14 protein-coding genes and 1 riboswitch are annotated in these 15,245 nt (G+C 69.9%); of the genes, 6 read left to right on the top strand and 8 right to left on the bottom strand.

From position 1 onward, the window contains the following. Nucleotides 1–115: 115 nt before the first annotated feature. Nucleotides 116–230: riboswitch (SAM riboswitch) on the bottom strand. A gap of 216 nt (nt 231–446) precedes the next feature. The 4 genes from BQ8420_RS11920 to BQ8420_RS11905 all read left to right on the top strand — a co-directional run bounded on the left by BQ8420_RS11920 (nt 447) and on the right by BQ8420_RS11905 (nt 3,908). After that, entirely contained in the window at nt 447–830 is a 384-nt protein-coding gene (locus tag BQ8420_RS11920) for a DUF3870 domain-containing protein (protein ID WP_087098361.1), read from the top strand. Nucleotides 831–833: 3 nt separating this feature from the next. After that, on the top strand, nt 834–2,135 hold the full coding sequence (locus BQ8420_RS11915) for a CaiB/BaiF CoA-transferase family protein (protein ID WP_087098359.1): 1,302 nt from the start codon (nt 834–836) through the stop codon (nt 2,133–2,135). 25 nt (nt 2,136–2,160) lie between these two features. Then, nucleotides 2,161–3,351 carry an acyl-CoA dehydrogenase family protein gene (locus BQ8420_RS11910; protein ID WP_087098357.1) on the top strand — a complete coding sequence of 397 codons (1,191 nt, stop codon included), beginning with the start codon at nt 2,161–2,163 and terminating at the stop codon, nt 3,349–3,351. An 89-nt stretch (nt 3,352–3,440) separates the two neighbouring features. Beyond that, complete coding sequence (locus BQ8420_RS11905) at nt 3,441–3,908, top strand: nitroreductase family deazaflavin-dependent oxidoreductase (protein WP_087098355.1); 468 nt, start codon at nt 3,441–3,443, stop codon at nt 3,906–3,908. A gap of 54 nt (nt 3,909–3,962) precedes the next feature. Here BQ8420_RS11905 and BQ8420_RS11900 read toward each other — a convergent pair whose 3' ends face one another. The 8 genes from BQ8420_RS11900 to ruvC all read right to left on the bottom strand — a co-directional run bounded on the left by BQ8420_RS11900 (nt 3,963) and on the right by ruvC (nt 13,158). After that, nucleotides 3,963–4,874, bottom strand: a complete 912-nt coding sequence (locus tag BQ8420_RS11900; protein WP_087098373.1) for a GNAT family N-acetyltransferase — start codon at nt 4,872–4,874, stop codon at nt 3,963–3,965. Between the two features lie 93 nt (nt 4,875–4,967). Next, a complete protein-coding gene (locus BQ8420_RS11895; protein WP_087098371.1) occupies nt 4,968–7,148 on the bottom strand; it encodes a bifunctional (p)ppGpp synthetase/guanosine-3',5'-bis(diphosphate) 3'-pyrophosphohydrolase in 2,181 nt (726 codons plus the stop codon). Between the two features lie 656 nt (nt 7,149–7,804). Then, a complete protein-coding gene (locus BQ8420_RS11890; RefSeq protein WP_087098353.1) occupies nt 7,805–8,353 on the bottom strand; it encodes an adenine phosphoribosyltransferase in 549 nt (182 codons plus the stop codon). 142 nt (nt 8,354–8,495) lie between these two features. Beyond that, nucleotides 8,496–8,804 carry a preprotein translocase subunit YajC gene (gene yajC / locus BQ8420_RS11885; protein ID WP_369825499.1) on the bottom strand — a complete coding sequence of 103 codons (309 nt, stop codon included), beginning with the start codon at nt 8,802–8,804 and terminating at the stop codon, nt 8,496–8,498. A 374-nt stretch (nt 8,805–9,178) separates the two neighbouring features. After that, nucleotides 9,179–10,252, bottom strand: coding sequence for a Holliday junction branch migration DNA helicase RuvB (gene ruvB / locus BQ8420_RS11880; RefSeq protein ID WP_087098350.1), 1,074 nt, complete (start codon nt 10,250–10,252; stop codon nt 9,179–9,181). A gap of 18 nt (nt 10,253–10,270) precedes the next feature. Then, nucleotides 10,271–10,888, bottom strand: coding sequence for a Holliday junction branch migration protein RuvA (ruvA, locus tag BQ8420_RS11875; protein WP_087098348.1), 618 nt, complete (start codon nt 10,886–10,888; stop codon nt 10,271–10,273). A gap of 29 nt (nt 10,889–10,917) precedes the next feature. After that, complete coding sequence (gene iscB / locus BQ8420_RS11870) at nt 10,918–12,462, bottom strand: RNA-guided endonuclease IscB (protein ID WP_235006107.1); 1,545 nt, start codon at nt 12,460–12,462, stop codon at nt 10,918–10,920. Nucleotides 12,463–12,609: 147 nt separating this feature from the next. Then, the gene (ruvC, locus tag BQ8420_RS11865; protein ID WP_087098346.1) at nt 12,610–13,158 is read right to left on the bottom strand and encodes a crossover junction endodeoxyribonuclease RuvC; all 549 of its coding nucleotides are present in this window, start codon (nt 13,156–13,158) and stop codon (nt 12,610–12,612) included. Between the two features lie 199 nt (nt 13,159–13,357). Between ruvC and BQ8420_RS11860 the strand changes: the two genes are divergently transcribed. Then, on the top strand, nt 13,358–14,134 hold the full coding sequence (locus tag BQ8420_RS11860; RefSeq protein ID WP_235006106.1) for an NUDIX domain-containing protein: 777 nt from the start codon (nt 13,358–13,360) through the stop codon (nt 14,132–14,134). Continuing rightward, nucleotides 14,131–15,234 carry a J domain-containing protein gene (locus tag BQ8420_RS11855; protein ID WP_087098344.1) on the top strand — a complete coding sequence of 368 codons (1,104 nt, stop codon included), beginning with the start codon at nt 14,131–14,133 and terminating at the stop codon, nt 15,232–15,234. The genes BQ8420_RS11860 and BQ8420_RS11855 overlap by 4 nt, the downstream gene beginning before the upstream one ends. Nucleotides 15,235–15,245: the final 11 nt, after the last annotated feature.

The following is a 15,245-nucleotide window of genomic DNA, read 5'->3' as shown; positions in this document are numbered from 1 at the left end:
GTCTGGCGGGTACGGGGGCGGGCGGGGTCGAACGGGATGACAGTGGTCATGACGGCACCTCTTCGGTGGGTCGTGGGACCCACGGGGTACGCCGTTCGACGGCAGCGCCTTCCGGGGTCCGCGCTTGTCCGACACGGTCGTGTCGGGACCTGGTCCTCACCCGGGGCACCCCACCGCGGAAGGAGGGTTGCCGACCAGCGAGCCGGGGCTTGACGCTGGTACTCGTGACCTGTGCCGAAATGTAACACATGGGTCGTGCACGACGCACCCGCACGGTTCGTGTGGTCTGGGACACCCCCCGCTTGACAGGCGGCGCGACGGTGACGACATACTGGTTTCGAACTGCCCTCACGTCGCGGGTGTCCGGTTTCCCCCGGTCGCCCTTCAGGCGCGAGACTCCAGTCGGTAGGAGTTTTCGCGTGCCCGCAGACGAGAGGTGTGTCCCGTTGCCCGGCGACGACCGCATTCAGCAGCTCTTCCGCAACCCCCGGGTTGTCCTCATCTCCGGCTACGCCCGTCTCCCCGATTCCGTGGCGAGCCATTCCCAGTACCAGCGGCTCGGCGTCGTGCTCGCGGTGGACACCGCCGACGGCCGGATCGTCGCCGCGGACACCACCCTGCTCACCGACCTGGCCAAGGACTTCTTCCGTGCCCTGGTGGAGGGCGCCTCGGTGACCGAGGACATCGTGGAGATCGTCCAGCGGGTGCAGACGCGGTACGCGGGTCAGTCGGGCGCCGCCCTCACCACCGCGTTGCGCCGCTGCCTGGAGACCTACTACCAACTGCGCGACGGCGACCAGCTGCCCGGTGCCCCCGACGGCGAGGAGTGACCCTTGACCCCTTCCGATCACGAATCCACGCGACCCTCACGGGACCCCGCCGAACCCACCGAAGGTCACGCCCCGCTCCCGTTGGCGGGCGTGCGGATCGCCGACCTGTCCCGGGTCCTGGCCGGCCCCTACGCCACCATGTTGTTGGCGGACATGGGCGCCGAGGTGATCAAGGTCGAACAACCCGGGCGCGGCGACGACACCCGTTCCTGGGGACCGCCCTACGCCGAACCCACCGAAGAGCACCGCGCGGCGCACTCCCCCGGTGAGGCCGCCTACTTCCTGTCGGTGAACCGGAACAAGCGCAGCCTGGCCGTGGACCTGAAGGACCCCGAGGGGCTCGCCGCGGTCCAGGATCTGTGCACCGGCTCCGACGTGGTGATCCAGAACTTCCGACCCGGGGTGATCGACCGGCTGGGCCTGGGCTACGCGGAGATCGGCAAACGCAACCCGGCGGTCGTGTACTGCTCGGTGAGCGGTTTCGGGCCCGAACACGAGCCCCAGGACAGGCCCGGCTTCGACATCGTGGTGCAGGCCGAGAGCGGACTGATGGCGACCACCGGCCCGGCCGACGGGCCGGCCAGCAAGGTGGGGGTGGCGCTGACCGACGTGCTCACCGGCCTCAACGCCGCCGTGGGCATCCTGGGCGCGCTCATGCGGGCCAAGGTCACCGGCCGAGGCGAGGACATCAGCGTCTCGCTGGTCAACTCCACCCTGTCCGGCCTGGTCAACCTCACCCAGCAGGCGCTGCTCACGGGGACGGAACCGAAGCGGGTGGGCAACGCGCACACCACCATCGTGCCCTACCAGACGTTCCCCACCGCCGACGCGGAGATCGTCGTGGCCGCCGGCAACGACGCCCTGTACCGGCGGTTGTGCGCGGCCATCGACCGCCCCGACCTGGCCGAGGATCCTCGCTACGCCACCAACCCGGAACGGGTGGCGCACCGCGAGGAACTGGTCGGCGAACTCACCCGGACGCTGACCTCGCGTTCCGCGGACCACTGGATGAGCACCCTGGTCGACGCCGGGGTCCCGGTGGGGCGGGTGCGCGGAGTGCTGGACGCGCTGCGTACCGCCGACGCCTCGGGTGACGACGTGCTGCGCACCGTCGAACACCCCACCGCCGGACTCCTCGAACAGGTCCGGGCGGGCTTCAGGATGGCGGACACCCCCGTCCCCATGTCCGCTCCCCCGCTGCTCGGCCAGCACTCCCAGGAGGTCCTCACCGAACTGGGGATGGCCCCCGACCGGATCGAGGCACTGCTCGATCGCGGCGCCGTCCAACAGACCGACGTCGACTGACCACACCCACGAAGGGACACCCACCATGAGCGACTCCCGTAAGGCCGCCGCCCCCGATCCGCTCGACTACCTGGCGGTGGACGCCGAACTGTCCGACACCGAACGCGACATCCGCGACGCCGTGCGGGAGTTCGCCGCCGCGGAACTCCTGCCCGACGTCGCCGACTGGTTCGAGGCCGGCACCCTGCCCGACCCGCGCGGCCTGGCCAAGGCCCTCGGTGACCTCGGCGTGCTCGGCATGCACCTGGAGGGCTACGGCTGCGGCGGTTCCAGCGCCGTCGCCTACGGCCTGGCCTGCCGCGAACTGGAGGCCGTGGACTCCGGGCTGCGCAGCTTCGTGTCCGTGCAGGGTTCCCTCGCCATGACCGCGATCCACAAGTTCGGCTCCGAGGAGCAGAAGAACGAATGGCTGCCGCGCATGGCCGCGGGCGAGGCCATCGGCTGCTTCGGCCTGACCGAACCCGACTCCGGTTCCGACCCGGGTTCGATGCGCACCCGCGCCCGCAAGGACGGCTCCGACTGGGTGCTCAACGGCACCAAGATGTGGATCACCAACGGCTCGGTCGCCGACATCGCCGTGGTGTGGGCCGCCACCGACGAGGGCGTCCGCGGGTTCGCCGTGCCCACCGACACCCCCGGATTCAGCACCAACGTCATCCACAAGAAGCTCTCCCTGCGCGCCTCCATCACCTCCGAGCTGGTCCTGGAGGACGTACGGCTGCCCGCCGACGCGGTCCTGCCCGAATCCAAGGGACTGGGCGCCCCATTGTCCTGCCTCAACGAGGCCCGCTACGGCATCGTGTGGGGTGTGGCCGGCGCCGCCCGCGCCTGTTACGCGGCCGCACGCGACTACTCGCTCACCCGCGAGCAGTTCGGCAGGCCCATCGCCGGTTTCCAGCTCACCCAGCGCAAGCTCGCCGACATGGTCGTGGACGTCAACCACGCCGGCATGACCGCCCTGCGCATCGGTCGACTCAAGGACCTGGGCGAGTGCCACCACAACCACGTCAGCTTCGGCAAATTCGCGAACGTGGCCGCCGCCCAGCGGGTGGCGGCGACCGCGCGTGGACTGCACGGCGCCAACGGCATCACGCTGGAGTACCCGGTGATGCGGCACATGGTGAACCTGGAGACGGTGGCCACCTATGAGGGCACCGAGGACATCCACGCGCTGAGCATCGGGCAGTCGGTCACGGGGATTTCCGCGTTCCGTTAGCGTGTGCGGGATCTCGCCGGTATCCCGGGTGCCGACAAGTGCTTCCAGCCACCACAATGGGGAGCAACCTAGTGAGGGAGTTGCCCAAGATGGTGAACGAACCGACGAAGCGGTTCGAGGCGACCAAGCTGCGCCGTGTCTCGGACGCGATCGTCAGCAACTTCGTCAAGTACGGGGTCTGCCCGCCGGAGATGCACCTGCTCACCACCCGAGGCCGCAAGTCCGGGTTTTTGCGCACCACCCCGGTGAGCGTGCTGGACAGCGAGAGCGGCCGGCATCTGGTCTCCCCGTACGGCGAGGTGAACTGGGTCCACAACATCCGCAAGGACGGGTTCGCGACCCTGCGCCAGGGCGGCTGGATCGAACTGGTGAGCGTGCGCGAGGTCGACGCCGAGGAGGCCGGAGCGGCGCTGAAGGAGTACCTGGAGCACCCGCGTTCGGCGATCGTGGGCCCGTACTTCGAGGCGCCCCCGGAGGCCCCGGTCGAGGCGTTCGTGGCCGAGGCGGAGCGTCACCCGGTCTTTCGCGTCGTGCGGTCCACGACCATCCGGATCTGACCCGAGCACGAGCGGCCCCGGGCACCCCCGCGAGGGTGCCCGGGGCCGTGGTGTTCATCGATCCCGGCGCACGTACAGGCGGCCGCGATCGACCTCCTCGAAACCGACCGTCGCGTAGGTCTTCGCCGGGGCCGGATACAGCGGATTCGGGGCGGTGTTGATGAACACGCGCTCCCCGCCTCGGTGGGCGGTCAGGGAGCACGCCGCCAACACCAGGGCCGCCGCCAGTCCCCGACGGCGGTGGGCGGGGACCACTCCCAGGGGTTCGACCTCGGAGGCACCGCTCCACTCGTCGAACCACACCACGCAGCAGGCGGCCAAGGAGCCGTCCGGGGCTTGGACCACGAGGTCGAGTTCGGGGTCGTACAGCAGGGACGCACGGGCGTCGTCGTAATAGGCGCGGGAGAAGCGGCTGTTCAGCTTCGGGTCGACCGGACCGACGCTCTCCGGCCAGGACAGGTCCGCGGGTTTCCAGGCGGCGCGGTGGCACTCCACCCGGGCGTCCTCCTCCCCCTCCCGGACCGGTCGGATCACATACCCCTCGGGCAGGGTCGGCGACTCCTCGGTGGCAGCCCGGTACATCCAGGTGTCCGCGGCCCCCTCGTGGGTGAAGCCGGCCTTCTCGGCCAGGGAGCGGAGCGCCTCGTCACCGTGGAAGACCGGCAGATGGGTCTCCCCCGAGGTCCGCGCCAGGGCCCACTCCAGGAGGGCGGCCCCGGCCTCGGGATCGGTGACGGCCCCTTCGAGGGTGATCCTAGGATGGGCGGAGATGGCGTTGACACCGGTGATCCCGGCCCAGGCGACGATCTCACCGTCGCGTTCGGCCACCACCATCGGCCGGGGCATGTCCTCGGTGGCCAGCTGCCAGCCCAGGCCCCCGGGGTGGGTGCCCACCGGCCACGAGCGCCGGGCGAGCAGTTCGAGCGCACGGGTGTCCTCGGGACGCGGAGGTCGGAGTTCGAACACGGGACCTGCCTTCACCGGTGGGGTTCGCGTACGAGCGCACGCTAACCACCGGACCCCGAGATCACCACCGGTTTTCCGCCGCCCAGGGACCGTTCAGTTGCGCACCCGAAAGACGTCGTAGACCCCGTCCACCCCACGGACGGTGCGCAGCACGCTGCCCAGGTGGGTCGGGTCGGCCATCTCGAAGGTGAAACGGCTCTGCGCCACCCGGTCGCGGCTGGTCTGCACCGTGGCGGACAAGATGTTCACGTGCTGGTCGGAGAGCACCCGGGTGATATCGGACAGCAGTCGGGCCCGGTCCAGGGCTTCCACGTGCAGGGCCACCAGGAACATGGAGTCCTCGGTGGGCCGCCACTCGACGTCGACCATGCGCTCGCGGTCCAGGGTCGCGGCGTTGGCGCAGTCGGCACGGTGCACCGACACCCCGTGCCCCTGGGTCACGAAACCGACGATGTCGTCCCCCGGTACCGGCGTACAACACTTGGCCAGGCGTGCCCACACGTCACTGTCGCCCGCCACGACCACGCCCGGGTTGCCCGAGCGCTGGCGCGTGGTGGCGGCTTTGGTGGGCAGGGAGGACTCGGCGATGTCCTCGGTGTGGCTCTCCGACCCGCCCAAGGAGTCCACGAGCTTGCTCACGATGCTCTGGGCGCTCACCTGGTGTTCGCCCACCGCCGCGTACAGGGCGTCCACGTCGGTATAGCGCAGTTCTCCGGCCAGGGTCATGATCGCCTCTCCGCTGAACAGGCGCTTGACCGGAAGCTGCTGCTTGCGCATGATCTTGGCGATCTCCTCCTTGCCCTGTTCGATCGCGGCCTCACGGCGTTCCTTGGTGAACCAGTGCCGGATCTTGTTGCGAGCGCGGGCGCTCTTGACGAAGTTGAGCCAGTCGCGGCTGGGCCCGGCGTCGGGGTCCTTGGAGGTGAGGACCTCCACGGCCTCGCCGTTGTGCAGTTCGTTCTCCAACGGCACCAGGCGGCCGTTGATGCGCGCGCCGACGGTGCGGTGACCGACCTCGGTGTGCACGGCGTAGGCGAAGTCGACGGCGGTGGCGCCCTGTGGCAGGGAGATGACGTCGCCCTGCGGGGTGAAGACGAACACCTCCTGCACGGAAAGGTCGAAGCGCAGCGACTCCAGGAACTCGCCCGGGTCCTTGGTCTCCTGCTGCCAGTCGATGAGCTGACGCAGCCACTGCATGTCGGTGCTGGCCTTGGGTTTGGCCTCGGCACCGGCGGAGCCGCGGTCCTCCTTGTACTTCCAGTGTGCGGCGATGCCGTACTCGGCCCGTCGGTGCATGGCACGGGTGCGGATCTGGAGTTCGACCGGGTTGCCGGAGGGACCGATGACCGTCGTGTGCAACGACTGGTACATGTTGAACTTCGGCATCGCGATGTAGTCCTTGAACCGGCCCGGCACCGGGTTCCACCGCGCGTGGATGGTCCCCAGGGCCGCGTAGCAGTCCCGGACGCTGTCCACCAGGACCCGCACGGCGATGAGGTCGTAGATCTCGTCGAAGCCGCAGTTGCGGTCGATCATCTTCTGATAGATCGAGTAGTAGTGCTTGGGCCGCCCGCGCACGGTCGCCTTGAGCTTGGACTCGCGCAGATCACCCGAGACGGCCTCGATGACCTCCTGCAGGTACACGTCGCGCCGGGGGGCGCGCTCGGAGACCAGCCGGGCGATCTCGTCGAAACGCTTGGGATAGAGGGTGGCGAAGGCCAGGTCCTCCAACTCCCACTTGATGGTGTTCATGCCCAGGCGGTGGGCGAGCGGCGCGAAGATCTCCAGGGTCTCGCGGGCCTTCTTCTCGCGCTTGGCCTTCTTGGGCAGATAGCGCAGGGTGCGCATGTTGTGCAGACGGTCGCAGAGCTTGATGACCAGCACGCGGATGTCGCGGGCCATGGCCACGACCATCTTGCGGACCGTCTCGGCCTGGGTGGCCTCGCCGTACTTGACCTTGTCCAGTTTGGTGACGCCGTCGACCAGGAGGGCGATCTCGTCACCGAAGTCGGCCCGGAGCTCGTCGAGGGAGTAATCGGTGTCCTCGACGGTGTCGTGCAGAAGGGCGCCGGCGAGGGTGGCTTCCTGCATACCGAGTTCGGCGAGGATGGTGGCCACCGCGAGCGGGTGGGTGATGTAGGGGTCGCCGCTCTTGCGTTTCTGGTGGCGATGATGGTGGGCGGCGACCTCGTAGGCGCGCTCGATCAGACGGACGTCCACCTTGGGGTGAGTGGCGCGCACCGTCTTGATCAGTGGTTCGAGCACCGGGTTCATGGTCACTCCCCGCTGGGCGCCGAGTCGGGCGAGCCTTCTGCGTACTCGCACGGTGGAGGATGTGGTGGCGGCCGGTTGCCGTCCTTGGGCCCCCTGCCCGGAGGGGTCCTCCCCGGATACGTCGGAGGGCGCCGCTTGTTCCGCGGCGCCCTCCGGGCGTTCGTCCCGTGGTCTGTCGTCGGCGCTCGATCGAGCCCCGTCGTTACGCTCTCCCGGCATGCCGGCGCTGGTGTCCCCCTGCGAGGTGCGTCCCTCGTCGGCGGGCGTCTCCCGATCGGCTTCCGAACCCCGCGGGGTCTTCGACCCCTGCTCCCGTGCGGACACCGCTCCGGTCGAGACCACTTCGCTTGGCATGCCTACCTCCCGCGGATCCGCCCGGTGGAGCCGACAGTCCAAGGATCGGCTGCCTCCGGAACGCGTGCGTGTCATCAGGGCCAGTCGCCGACGTGGCCGCCGCGGTCACCTCTCCCACCAGTCTAGTGGCGCCCGCCCTGGCGGGGCGGGAAACGGACCGGACCCCTCATGCGCCGGCGTCTCCGGCGGCCCGATGGTACGCGTAGTGACCCAGGTCACCAGATGCGTCACACCGAGTGCTGGAGTACGTCAACGAGGAAGGACCGTCGCGCTATTCCCACCGTGTGCGCGAGGCCGTCCGGTCAGACCGAGAGGAGGGTGTGCAGCTCCACGTCGGGCAGCTTCTCCCGTCCTCGGAGCGCGGAGAGCTCCATCAGGACGGAGAATCCCACGACCGTACCACCAGCCTTGTGGACCAGCTCCACCGCAGCCCTGCCCGTGCCACCCGTCGCGAGCACGTCGTCGACGATGAGAACACGGCTGCCCGGAGCGATCGCGTCGGCGTGGATCTCGACGGTCGCGGTGCCGTACTCCAGATCATAGGCCTGATCGATGGTGTCCGCGGGCAGTTTCCCGGCTTTGCGCGCCGGCACGAAGCCCGCGCCCAGCGCCATGGCCACGGGGGCGCCGAAGATGAAGCCGCGCGCCTCCAACCCGACGACATGGTCGACACCGAGTCCGCGGTAGGGGGCACAGAGCCCGTCGACCGTGGCGGCGAAGGCCTCCCGATGATTGAGCAGCGGGGTGATGTCCTTGAAGAGGATCCCCTCGTGCGGGAAGTCCGGGACGTCGCGGATGTTGGCCTCGATCAGGGCGAGGTCCGCGTCGGGCGTCACGGTGTCGTTGGGCATGGCGGCTCGGGCCTTCGTTTCAGATGGTTGCGGGTTCGGCTGAAGTCACCGAAGAGCAGCGGTACCGGCCCCGGTTCGCCGGGGCCGGTACCGAAGTCTGTGATGCGCCACCGGCGCGGGAGGAGACCAGTCCGTCGGGTTCCTAGTCCTTGGGCTTGTCGTCGTCGCCGAAGTCGGGACGATCCTCGACCGGAGTGTCGTCGGCGGCGGGGGTGATGACCTCACCGACGCCGGCCTTGAGCATACGGATACGGGTACCCGGAGCGATCTCCAGCAGCACGTCCTGGTCGTGGATCTCCACGATGGTGGCGAAGATGCCCGCCTTGGTCATGACCTCGACGCCGGGGACCAGGGAGGTCTGCATCTGGGTTTCCTGCTGACGGCGCTTCTGGTTCGGGCGCCAGAACAGCAGCCAGAAGACCAGGAGGATCAGTACGAAGGGAAGCAACATGCCGATGATGCTGCCCTCGCCCTCGGGGGCTTCCGCTGCGAGATTGATAAGGCCCTGCACGGGGCGTCCTTCCTGACGTTTCTCGTGGACGACGACTGTTGGTTCATGACAGCCGTGACGACCACCTTTCGGGTCGCCCGACCACGGCGGCCGAATGCGCACCCGGCGTATACAACGCACCAGGATGCCAACTCGTTCCGCCGATGTCGAAACGACACCTCACGGGGTGGTGCCCCGCTCTTGGCCAATACATCCCAGTTTACGTGGCGGGGATCACCACTCACCATCCCCGGGGGGTCGGTGCGCTAACGGTTCGGCCCCGTTTCCACCCGTGGCCCCGTCGCGGCAGGTGAGAGGGGCCTCCGGTGGGGGCTTCAGGGTGTGGCGCCGTTGGTACCCGCGGCGCCGGTGGCGTCGGCCACCGCCTGGGCGGCGCCGAACGCGGCGTCGGGCGGCGGGGTGATCCCCATATGCGTCCAGGCCTGCGGCGTGGCGACCCTTCCCCGGGGGGTGCGGGCCAGGAAACCGGAGCGGACGAGGAAGGGTTCGGCGACCACCTCCACGGTCTCGGCTTCCTCTCCCACCGACACCGCCAGGGTGGACAGCCCCACCGGTCCGCCACGGAAACGGTTCATGAGCACGTCGAGGATGGCCCGGTCCAGCCGGTCCAGGCCCAGCTCGTCCACCTCGTACAGTTCCAGGGCGGCGTGGGCGTTGGCCAGGGTCAGCTGCCCGTCGCCGCGCACCTCGGCGTAGTCGCGGACCCGGCGCAGCAGGCGGTTGGCGATCCGGGGCGTACCGCGCGAACGCCCGGCGATCTCGCGGGCGGCCTCCTCGTCCAGGGGGGCGCCGAGCAGCCCCGCCGACCGGTGCAGAATGCGTTCCAGCTCGGCGGGTTCGTAGAAGTCCATGTGGGCGGTGAACCCGAACCGGTCGCGCAGCGGGGCGGGCAGCATCCCGGCCCGCGTGGTGGCTCCGACCAGGGTGAACGGGGCGATGTCCAGGGGGATGGCGGTGGCGCCGGGACCCTTGCCGACCACGACGTCGACCCGGAAGTCCTCCATGGCGACGTAGAGCATCTCCTCGGCGGGACGGGCCATACGGTGGATCTCGTCGAGGAAGAGGACCTCGCCCTCTTGAAGGGTGGAGAGCACCGCGGCCAGGTCACCGGATCGTTCGATGGCCGGCCCGGAGCTGATGCGCAACGGGGCGCCGAGTTCGGCGGCGATGATCATGGCCAGGGTGGTCTTGCCCAGACCGGGACCGCCGGACATGAGGATGTGGTCGGGGGCGCGATTCCGACGCTGCGCGCTGTGCAGGACCAGGGACAGCTGTTCGCGGACCCGTTCCTGACCGACGAACTCGTCCAGCACCCGGGGGCGCAGCGCCCCCTCGATGCGGAGTTCGTCGACGTCGGCCTCGGGTGAGACCGCCTCGCGTTCGTGCACGGGGTTCTCCTTCGGGCCTTAAGCGCGGCTGAGCTTGCGCAGGGCGCTGCGCAGCAGGACGGTGACGTCGCTGGTGTCCTCGGCCTCGGCCGCGACGGCGGAGGCCGCCGCCTCGGCGTCCTTGCTGGACCAGCCGAGGTTGACCAGGCCGGAGACGACCTGTCCCCGCCAGGCGCCGTTGGGCTGCGCGGCGGCGGTCTGCTCCGTGCCGGGCAGGGTGCCGTCGGTGCTGATGGGCGCCTCCAGCTTGCCGCGCAGTTCCAGCACGATGCGCTGGGCACCCTTCTTGCCGATGCCGGGGACCCGGGTCAGGGCCGCGGTGTCCTCGGTGTGGACGGCTTGACGGAGGCTGTCGGGGCTGTGCACGGCGAGCATCGCCAACGCCAGGCGGGGGCCCACGCCCGAGGCGGTCTGCAACCGCTCGAACAGGTGCTTCTCGTCGTCGTCGGCGAATCCGAACAGGGTGAGGGACTCCTCGCGCACGACCATGCTGGTGGCCAGGGTGCCCTCCTCCCCCACGTGCAGTCGGGACAGGGCGGAGGGGGTGCACTGGACGGTCATGCCGACCCCGCCGACGTCGATGACGGCGCTGCCCGCGCCGCGTGCGGCCACCCGGCCGGTGAGGAACGCGATCATCGTTTTGTTGGGCGTGGAGACCCGGTCCTTCAGGGCCGGGAGGAAACGCCCTCTCCTTTCCAGGTGTAGCCGTAGCCGTCCGCTCGTTGGAGCAGACGCACGTGCTTGTAGCGGATGCCTTGGACGGTGCCTTGGGTGGTGGTGATGTTGAAGCTGCCCGAGGCGCGTACCGCGACCCGGCCGGTGTGGACCCCGGCTTTCTTGCCCTGGGGGACCACGGCCCGGACCAGATCGCCGGTGGTGAACCCGAAGAACCCCTTGGTTCGGGGCAGTCGCAGGCGTGGGAACCCGTGCTTGTCGGGCCGGGTGCGGGCGTAGGAGCCCCGGCCCGTACACCCGGCGACCAGTACGGTGTAGATGGTCTCGGTGACGGTATCGACCTCGCCCACGGCCAAGGCGTCCAGGGTGTGGGTTTTGGGCAGGTGGTTGCGGGTCCGGTTCCACTTGGTCCGACCACCCGAACCGACATGGGCGGGCAGACGTTGATCCAGAGCCCGCCACAGCGCCCATCGGGTGGACTGCACCGCCGCCGCGTCCCGAAGCGGAGCCTTCGCTCGCGCCAGAATCCGCGCTAGGAGGCGCGTGTTGGTAACGAACTCCCCCACCGGCCGGTCGCCTTTGGTCCGGTTGCAGGGCACGCACGCCAACACCAGGTTGGACACCCGGTCCGACCCGCCACGGGAGCGCGGGTGGACGTGGTCCAGGTTGAGTGGTGTATCGGTGACCCCGCAGTACACACAAGCACGGTCGAACTTGGCCAGCAGGTACTCACGAACCTCATAACCGTGCAGGGCGCCCCGCTGGTACTCCACCCCTTCCAACGGCCGTCCTGCGGACAGGACGTGGGTGTCAAAAGCGACCCGTTCCACATGCACCGCCCGCACCGGCGCCCACCGGGTCAGCCGGTCCACCCAAGCCGTGGTGGTCTCCACCCGATGTCGCAAGGACGGGGGCAGCCACCCCTCGGGCCGGGAGCGGTTGGCGAAGCGTGGGGCGCGGTGACGCAGGTTCCGAGAACGACGCCCCCGACGGTAGGCGGAGCGTTGCCCCATCTTCTTGCGGATCTGCGCGCCACGGTGGTCGAGCTGGATGCCGTACCGGCCGCGACGCTCTCCGGCCTGGTGGGTGAACACGGCAATGCCGGTGTGTTTGCTGCCCGGATCGATACCGACCTGGACACCATCGACCACGGAGGTGTCGATGGTGCGGTCCTTCAAACGGATGGTGAAGGGGGTGTGCCGGGCCACGACCGCCCGACCCTTGGACAGGAGCTTGCGGGCTCTGGCCGGGTGACAGGGCTGAAGCGGGACCTGGTTCTTGTCCAGGACGAAGACGGACGGGTGCCGCTCACGCGGCCTCTCCCCAGCCAGGGGCCGGGTGGTGACGCCACCGACATCAGGTGAGATATCGGTGGTCTCCCCTCGCACATGGTCCGCACCGGGTACCACCGTGGGGTGGTGTCGGAGTCCCGTTTCGTACCCGATCCGGGGCTTGTCTGCTGACTCCGATTCCAGAGCCACCTGCTGAGGAAGTACAGGTGGGTGGGTCTGCTGTCCTGTGCGGAACGTAGCCATCGAGGTCACCTCCTCGTGGGTGATGGCTGGTGCTGGTAAAGACGGCCCTCAGCCACACGGGGCTGAAAGCCCGGTACTTCAGGACCGGGATCCCTTTACCTGTCATGGGCACCTGGATGGGTACCCGTCTCCTTCCTGGGAGCGGTGTCAGCGGCCACGCGCTCGGCGGGCCAGTTCCACCTTGCGGGCGAAGTCCTGTTGGGCCTGGGCGACCCGGGCCTGAGCCCCGCCGCGCCAGATGTTGCAGATGGCCAGGGCCACGGCGTCGGCGGCGTCGGCGGGTTTGGGCGGGCCGTCGAGTCCGAGGATACGCGCCACCATCGTGCCGACCTGTGCCTTGTCGGCGCGGCCGTTGCCGGTGATGGCGGCCTTGGCCTCGCTGGGGGTGTGGGTGGCGACGGGCAGGCCCCGGCGGGCGGCGCAGACCAGGGCGAGGCCGCTGGCCTGGGCGGTGCCCATGACGGTGCTGAGGTTGTGCTGGGCGAAGACGCGTTCGACGGCCGCCGCGTCGGGTTCGTACTTGTCGAGCCACTCCTCGATGCCGCGTTCGATGCCCAGGAGACGCTGGGGCAGGTCGGTGTCGGGGGTGGTGCGGATCGCGTCGGCCGCGATCAGGCGCAGCGGGCTGCCGATGGATCCCTCGACGACGGCGATGCCGCAGCGGGTCAGCCCCGGGTCGATCCCCAGCACGCGCACGTGGTCACCCTGATTCTCTCACTCGGTCGAACGTTCGTTCGCACCATGCTAGCGGCGTGGGACGACAGCGCCCGCCGCCCCTCACGCGTGTCGACGCTACCGCCCTGGTCGAGTCCGGGGCTGGACAGGAGGCGCAGTGCGGGTTATGTTGTTCTCAGTAAGAGAATTACTCAAGCTGAGCACAACTAAGGGGTCGGAAGTGTCCGAGGGGATCGACCGGCGGTACGACGACGGGGACGAACGCGGGTTCCTGTCCTCCTACGACCCGCACGCCTTCGCGCCCGCCGCGGTGACCGTGGACGTGGTGGCCCTGACCATCCGCGAGGGCCTCCCCCACGTCCTCTTGGCCCGCCGCGCCGCCCACCCCCAACGCGGACTGTGGGCCCTGCCCGGCGGGTTCGTCCGCGCTCAGGACTCCGAGGCCGGACCGGCGGACCCCGACCTTCCGGACGCCGCGCTGCGCGTCCTCACCGAGAAGACCCCGATGCCCGCCGAGATCCACCTGGAACAGCTGGGCACCTACGGAGCGCTCGGCCGCGACCCGCGCATGCGGGTGATCTCGGTGGCGTACATGGTGTTCGCCCCCGACCTGCCCGACCCCGAAGCGGGGCGCGACACCGCCGAAGCCGCTTGGGCGCCCTGGACGGGACAGGAGGGAACGGCCTTCGACCACGCCCGCATCCTCGACGACGCCGTCGAACGGGCCCGCTCCAAACTCGAATACACGTCGCTGGCCACCGCGTTCCTCCCCCCGGCATTCACCATCACCGCCCTGCGCGGGGTGTACGAGGCGATCTGGGGACGCACCCTGCACGCCGCCAACTTCCACCGCAAGATCCTCGCCACCCCCGGATTCGTCGAGGACACCGGTGAACTGGCCGACCGGGGCGGCTCGGGTGGAGGCCGACGCGCCCGCCTGTACCGGGCGGGCGGGGCCGCCCTGTTGCACCCGCCGCTGCTCCGCGGTGCCCAATGACCGGCCCGGAACCGCGAGCCCACGAGACCATCGACTCCGCCCTGCGCCGGGTCGACCTGGCGGCCGGACCCGCCGACCTGTTCGGGCCGCTGCCCGAGGACGGCCGGGTCCCGTCCGCCGCCACCGCGGCCTACCGTCGGCTCGCCCGGCGGCTGCACCCCGACACCGCACCCGCGGAACATCGGGTGGCCGCGGCGCGGGGGTTCATCCGCCTCACCGATTCCTGGCGCCGCTACCGGGACGCGGTCCATGGCGGCCCGGGCCTGAACGATCTGGTCCTGACCACCGAGGAGCGCACCTACCACGTCGATCGCGGTCGTCCCCTGGCCGAAGGCGACATCGCCGACCTGCGCGCGGCGCGCTACCGGGACGGGGACCGGTGGCGGGACGCGGTGCTCAAACTCCCCCGAGCTCCCCGCGACAACGACCTGCTGCGGGCCGAGGCCACCGCGCTGCGGCGTGTCCGTGAACGGGGCGAGCGACGCTACCGCGCGTTCGCGCCCCCACTGATCGGGACGCTCCGACACCGGGACCCGACCACGCGGGTGGAACGGCACGGCAACCTTCTGGGGCGACTGTCGGGGTTCCACGACCTGGCCGAGGTACGGCGCGCGTACCCCGACGGGATCGACGCGAGGGACGCCGCCTGGATGTGGCGCCGGCTGCTGGTGGCGATCGGCAACGCCCACCGCGCCGGGGTCGTGCACGGAGCCGTGGTTCCCGAACACGTCCTGATCCACCCCGAGAAGCACGGTCTGGTTCTCGTGGACTGGTGCTACTCGGTGACCTTCGACGCGACCCGCCGCGCGCCGCACGTTCCGGCGATGGTGCCGCGCCGCGAGGAGACGTACCCGCCCGAGGTCGCCGACCGGCGCCCCGCGCTGCCCGCCATCGACGTGTACATGGCGACGAAGTGCGTGGAGTTCGTGACCGCCGGCCGGCTGCCACGACGGCTGTCGGCGCTCGCGCGGGGCTGCTCGCTGCCGGCACCCCGACGGCGGCCCTCCGACGCGTTCGCCCTGCTCGGGGAGTTGGACGATGCCCTGGAACGGTCCTTCGGGCCGCGTCGGTTCCGCCCCTTCCACATGCCCACCCCCTGAACCCACCTCTC

The sequence above is a fragment of the Nocardiopsis sp. JB363 genome, from assembly GCF_900143625.1.
Classification (GTDB): domain Bacteria; phylum Actinomycetota; class Actinomycetes; order Streptosporangiales; family Streptosporangiaceae; genus Nocardiopsis.
The sequence above is the reverse complement of the archived record's forward strand: the minus strand, read 5'-3'. Positions and strand labels throughout refer to the sequence as shown.